A 1,872-nucleotide genomic window follows, 5' to 3' on the forward strand; every position below is an offset into this window, starting at 1 on the left:
CCCCGCCCAGCGAGATCTCGAAGTCCCAGAGCGCCGGGTCGAGCTGCCGCCACGCGCGCTCGCCGCGGGTGGCCTGCCAGAAGCGGATCGGGACCCTGGTGAACAGGGCGTCGCCGTTGCCGCGCGCGGCCTGCAGCTTGCGCATCTCGCTGCGGCGGTAGCTCGCCCACAGCCTCTCCACGCGCAGCTTGACCTGCGACGGCACCAGGGCCGCCCGGCGCAGCTTCAGGCTCCAGGCCGGATCGCCGGCGCGCCGGGCCGCGGCCAGGGCGCCGAAGCGGGTGACCAGCTCGGCGCGGTGGGCCCGGACCTCCTGCATGCGGTAGACGGCGGTCTTGTTGCCGGGCGGGTAGGCCAGTGGGTGGCGCAGCGACCGCCGGAACGTCGACTTGTGGTCGCGCAGATGCGCGCGCACGCCCTTGAGCTGCACCTCGGCGTCGCCGATCCGCCACGAGTCCCGCTCGCTGCCGCGGGTCACGAGCCCGACCAGCGTGACCTCCCAGCCGGCCGCGGCGGCGGACCGGGCCTCCTTCTGCACGCGAGAGTCACCCTCGACGCCGTTGTCGACGAGCATCACGACCCGTCCACGACTCGGCTTCGGTGGCACGCCGTCCGACTGCCGGAGGTCACCACTGGAGAGGGTCTGGGTCACGCTGTCGTCTCCGATCGGGTCACTGCCTCGTGGCGGCACCGGCACTCAACTCTCAACTGCGAACTCTCAACTGGCGGCGGGGCGGGAGGTTGCGTCCGGCGCGCGCGGCGGCCACACGGATTGGTAGATCGCGTCCAGCACCGTAGCCTGCCGGTCCCACGTCCATCCATCCAGAAGTCCGGGTTCGTCATATCCAGCCCGATATTTCCCGTTGTTCGCGAGAACCGCCCGCACGGCCTCCACATAACCGTCCCGGTCGCCGGCCGGGAAGACCTCACCCAGCCCTTTTTCCCTGACCGTTTCGGACATGGTCCGCACGTCGCTGACCACCATCGGCAGGCGGGCCTGCGCGTACTCGAAGAACTTGTTGCTCAGGGCGATCTCATGATTGGGCAGGTGCAGCAGCGGGCTGACGGCCAGGTCGGCGGACGAGATGTAGGACACAACCTGATCATGGGGTACGTAGTTCAGCACGTGCACCCGGTCGGCGACGCCGAGCTCGGCCGCCCGCGCGAGATGCTGGTCGGGCACCGTCCGCGGGCGGTTCGGGTGGACGCAGATCAGCGCGAGGTGCACGTCCGGCAGGTCGGGCAGCGCCTCGACGGTCAGGATGGTGTTGCGGGCGATGGAGAGGCCGCCGCAGTACGCGATCAGCGGCGTCGCCGCGTCGATCCCGCAGTCCGCGCGCAGGTCGCGACCCGGCGTGTCCTTCTCCGTGGTCGCCTCGCCGCTGGTCGGGCAGTTCATCACCACCGCGGGCAGGGCGGGCAGGTGGTGCTCTTCGCGCAGCAGCTCGGCCAGCGCCTCCGAGACGGTGACCACGGCGTCGGCGTAGGGGGCGTACTCGCGCTCGTAGTCGATCTGCGCCGGGAGCCAGGTCGGGCGGGTGGGGTAGGGCGAGAGGCCCGGGACGTACTCGTGGGCGTCCCAGACCAGCTTGATGTCGCGGCCGCGGGCGGCGGCGCGGACCTTGGCCCGGGCGGCGACGCCCAGCACCTTGTAGTCGTGGGCGTGCAGGATGTCCGGCTCCCGCTCGTCGACGACCTTGCCCATGGCCAGCTCGTAGTCCCAGAAGCTCGGGTCGAGGCTGCGCCAGCTGCGGTTGCCGCGCAGCGTGCGCCAGAGCCTGATCTGCGCCTTGGTGAGCAGGGCGTCGGCGTTGGCCCGCGACTCGGTGGCGCGGCGCAACTCGCGGGAGCGGAAGCGTACCCACAGGTTGG

At 71.4% G+C, this 1,872-nt stretch carries 1 protein-coding gene and 1 pseudogene; both read right to left on the reverse strand.

Going from position 1 to position 1,872, the window contains the following annotated elements:
- Positions 1-652 (reverse strand): annotated as a pseudogene (locus AB0M20_RS41100) (glycosyl transferase family 1); the annotation flags it as partial.
- A 66-nt stretch (positions 653-718) separates the two neighbouring features.
- Positions 719-1,872 (reverse strand): glycosyltransferase family 4 protein (locus AB0M20_RS41105; protein WP_364306696.1); only part of this gene is annotated, 1,154 nt, incomplete at its 5' end.

The sequence above is a fragment of the Actinoplanes sp. NPDC051633 genome, assembly GCF_040681735.1.
Lineage (GTDB): Bacteria > Actinomycetota > Actinomycetes > Mycobacteriales > Micromonosporaceae > Actinoplanes.